The following is a 3,317-nucleotide window of genomic DNA, read 5'->3' on the forward strand; positions in this document are numbered from 1 at the left end:
GGGTGGTGAGGGACGCTCGGTGGTGACTGCACCACTCCCTCCCTCAATCCCTCCCCTCGAGGGGGAGGGAAGCAGAAGGGGACGCTGCTCAGCGCTCGGCAGCCCGCAGCACCACCGCGACCAGGTCGGCCCGTGCGCCATCATCGGGCAGGTCGTGCGGTCCAAAACCTTCGGCGCTGTTGACGTTCAGCACGACACCAGTGGTCCGGAAACCCAGCACCTCCTCGAAGCCACCGCTCTCGCCCTGCACCATCAGCGGCGCCGAAGGGTCAAAGGTCTCGAGCATGGCGATCACATCACCCACGGTCAGGCCGGTGAGTTCGGGGGCCTTGGCTGCATGGCGTTTTTCGAGCAGGTCGAGCACGGCGGTCTGTCCTGAGATGCATTCTCGATCGGACAGTGCGCAGCACCCGGCAAAACTCGCACCCCACAAATGAGGGGTTCAAGCGCCTATGGGCGGCATAGGCGTTCGCACGATCTGGGAAGGTTCTAGAGGTATTGCAGCCGCGCCACGAGGTGGCCGAGCTCGGACTGCTTATTGATCCCGAGCTTGTCGTAGACCGTCTTCAGCGTCGAGCGCGCCGTATGCTCGGAAATCCTGAGTTCCGCCGCCGCCCCGCGCGGCGCGTGACCGACGCCCACCAGCGCGGCGAGCCTCGCCTCCGCCCCGGTCAGGCCGAACAGCTGCAGCATCTGTGCGGCATCGCGCCGCTCCGGCCCGCGCGGATCGGCCAGCAGCACCAGCGCGGCATCGCCGCCGTGCTCACCATGCTCAAGCGGCATCACATAAGCGAGCAGGTGCCCGCCGCCGGGGCGGGTCAGCGCGATCGGCTCCGACACTCGCGGCCCCTTGCGCGCGCAACTCATTTTCAGGGCCTGGCAAAGCGCATGCTTTTCGGCCGCCACACCGCTCAGCAGCGGCTCTCCCGCTTTCGGACCATCCGGCCCGAGCAGCACCCGGCCGCTGGCATTGGCCTCGATCAGCGTCCCATCCTGCCGCACCACGGCGGCAGCCCGGCCGGTATCCTCGATCAGCGCCAGAAACACCGAGGCGGCATTGCCTGAAGCGGTCCGCCCCACCACCCGGGGCTCGCTCCAGATCGAGTTCACCCGCACTGCATCGAGCGCAAACACGTGCTCGACCGGCCGCAGCGCCCGCATGTAGTCGGGCGCCGCGTCAGTGATCTCCAGCGTCACGATCTCGGCATCGGCGAGATCTGCCACGGTCGAATCCGCGTGCTTGATCAGCCCGGCATCGGTCAGCCCGAGGAAGTTGTCGACCCCCGACAGCGCCGGCCTGAGCTCGCCTGGCCGGATCGTCGCCCGCAGCCAGTCGACCCCGCCGACCGAGGCAACGCCATGCAACAGTTCCCCATCGCGCCAGGTCCGCGCCACGCCCTCGACCGTCGCGCCCGAATAGAACTTCCGCATCGTCGCGGCGCCCGGCTCGTCCATGATGTTGCCTATCACGAACATGCCCTCGCCGATGTCGGAGCCGCGTACGCCCTCGACCGACACCCCGACCAGCCCACGCATATAGGGCGCGATGCCGTAGCCGCTGGGCGCCTGGTAGATACCGAGCACCCCGATGCTGGCCGGCGACAGCACCAGCCCATCGGGCAGGAACGGCCGTACCGCATCGGGATCGATCCGGAACCCCGCCCAGATCACGTCGACGGCAAGCTTGTGGAAGGGCGGCACCATATCGGCAGCCGGACGCAGCGCCGAGAGTGGCCTGTCGAGGTCCCTGAGGGACTTGCGAACCTTATCGCCCAGCATCGGCTTCCCCCGGCCGAATCAATCGAACTCGAAACGGCTGGCCCCATCCGCGCGCGTCGCCCCCGCACAGATGAGGCATGTAATCGATCTCATGAATTCTAGGGAAATCGACCGGCCGGATCAATCGACTTACATCGAGGCCTGGCGTCATTTCTCGATGGCCCCCAGCCGCGCCAGCACTTCGGGCGGAATGCCGTAGTGGCGGATGGCGTCGCGCTGGTCGCGCATGCCGCACGCCTCGCGCTGCACGAAGAACTTCCACACGTCGCGCGCCGCTGCTTTCACGAGGATCAGGCGCTCATCGGCAGTGCCCGGCGCCGCGTCGAACGCCTGGAGCGCCGCCATCGCCTTCTCCACCTGCCGGCCGTGATAGCCGAGCGAGGCGGCCTTCTCGGCCATCACCTCGCTTTCGATGGGGCCGAAGCCGCTGGTCAGGCGTTGGCGGAGTTCGGCGAGGTCGGCGATGCTCAAGCTCATGGCGGAAAATTAGGGAGCCGCGTCAGCGGCTGCAACCCCTGCCCTTTTCCAGTTGGCGAGCGCAGGATAGAAGCGTCTGATGACCAGCCACCTGAGCCGCTCCACCGCCACCTTCATCGGCTTCACCGCGGTGCTGCTGTGGTCGCTGCTCGCCTTCCTCACCGCCGCCAGCGGCACCATGCCGGCCTTTCAGCTCACCGCCGTCACCTTTGCCATCGGCGGGCTGTCGCTGCTGCTGATCCGGCCCGGCGCCATCAAGGCGATGCGCCAACCGCTGCCGGTCTGGCTGCTCGGCGTCGGCGGGCTGTTCGGCTACCATTTCTGCTATTTCTTCGCACTCAGGAACGCCCCGCCGGTCGAAGCCGGGCTGATCAACTACCTCTGGCCACTGCTGATCGTGGTGTTCTCCGCCCTGCTCCCGGGCGAGCGGCTGCGCTGGCAGCACATTGCCGGCTGCGCGCTGGCGCTCACCGGCGCCGTTCTCGTCGTAACCCGCGGCCAGGGTTTTGGCTTCGACGCGCAGTATAGCCTCGGCTATGCCACCGCGCTCTGCGCCGCCGTCATCTGGGCCAGCTATTCGGTGCTGTCGCGCCGCTTCGCCGCGGTCAGCAGCGATGCCATTGCCGGCTTTTGCCTCGTCACCGCCATCCTCGCCGCGCTCTGCCACCTGCTGCTCGAACAGACGGTGTGGCCTGCCGACCTCTGGCAATGGGGCGCCCTGCTCGGGCTCGGGCTCGGCCCGGTCGGTCTCGCCTTCTATGTCTGGGACATCGGGGTAAAGCGCGGCGATATCCAGGTGCTCGGCGCCGCCTCCTACTCCGCCCCGCTGCTCTCGACGCTGATCCTGATCCTCACTGGCTACGCCACCTACAGCCATGTGATCCTTATCGCTTGCCTCCTGATCACCGCCGGCGCCGTCCTCGCGGCCAAGGACCTGCTGTTCCGCCGGCGCTCTGCCGCTGCTGCCGAATAGAAAAGGCCGGCATCGCTCCCGGCCTTACGGATCGAGGGCACGCCCCTAATAAGGCCACAGACCTCTCCGTGCTCCTCCACCGTGAAAC

Annotated in this window: 4 protein-coding genes; 1 reads left to right on the top strand and 3 read right to left on the bottom strand. The window is 67.4% G+C overall.

Features of this window, described 5'->3' with window-relative positions:
• Positions 1–88: 88 nt before the first annotated feature.
• From VW23_RS21120 to VW23_RS21130, 3 genes are all read right to left on the bottom strand, one after another.
• Positions 89–364 carry a hypothetical protein gene (locus VW23_RS21120; RefSeq protein ID WP_069911483.1) on the bottom strand — a complete coding sequence of 92 codons (276 nt, stop codon included), beginning with the start codon at positions 362–364 and terminating at the stop codon, positions 89–91.
• Positions 365–489: 125 nt separating this feature from the next.
• Positions 490–1,779 carry a hypothetical protein gene (locus tag VW23_RS21125; protein ID WP_069911484.1) on the bottom strand — a complete coding sequence of 430 codons (1,290 nt, stop codon included), beginning with the start codon at positions 1,777–1,779 and terminating at the stop codon, positions 490–492.
• Positions 1,780–1,926: 147 nt separating this feature from the next.
• On the bottom strand, positions 1,927–2,256 hold the full coding sequence (locus tag VW23_RS21130) for a DUF6665 family protein (protein ID WP_069911485.1): 330 nt from the start codon (positions 2,254–2,256) through the stop codon (positions 1,927–1,929).
• Between the two features lie 79 nt (positions 2,257–2,335).
• On the opposite strand from VW23_RS21130, the gene yddG reads away from it, so the two are divergent.
• Positions 2,336–3,229: an aromatic amino acid exporter YddG gene (gene yddG, locus VW23_RS21135; RefSeq protein WP_069911486.1), complete on the top strand. Its 894-nt coding sequence runs from the start codon at positions 2,336–2,338 to the stop codon at positions 3,227–3,229.
• Positions 3,230–3,317: the final 88 nt, after the last annotated feature.

It is taken from the genome of Devosia insulae DS-56 (assembly GCF_000970465.2).
GTDB lineage: Bacteria > Pseudomonadota > Alphaproteobacteria > Rhizobiales > Devosiaceae > Devosia_A > Devosia_A insulae.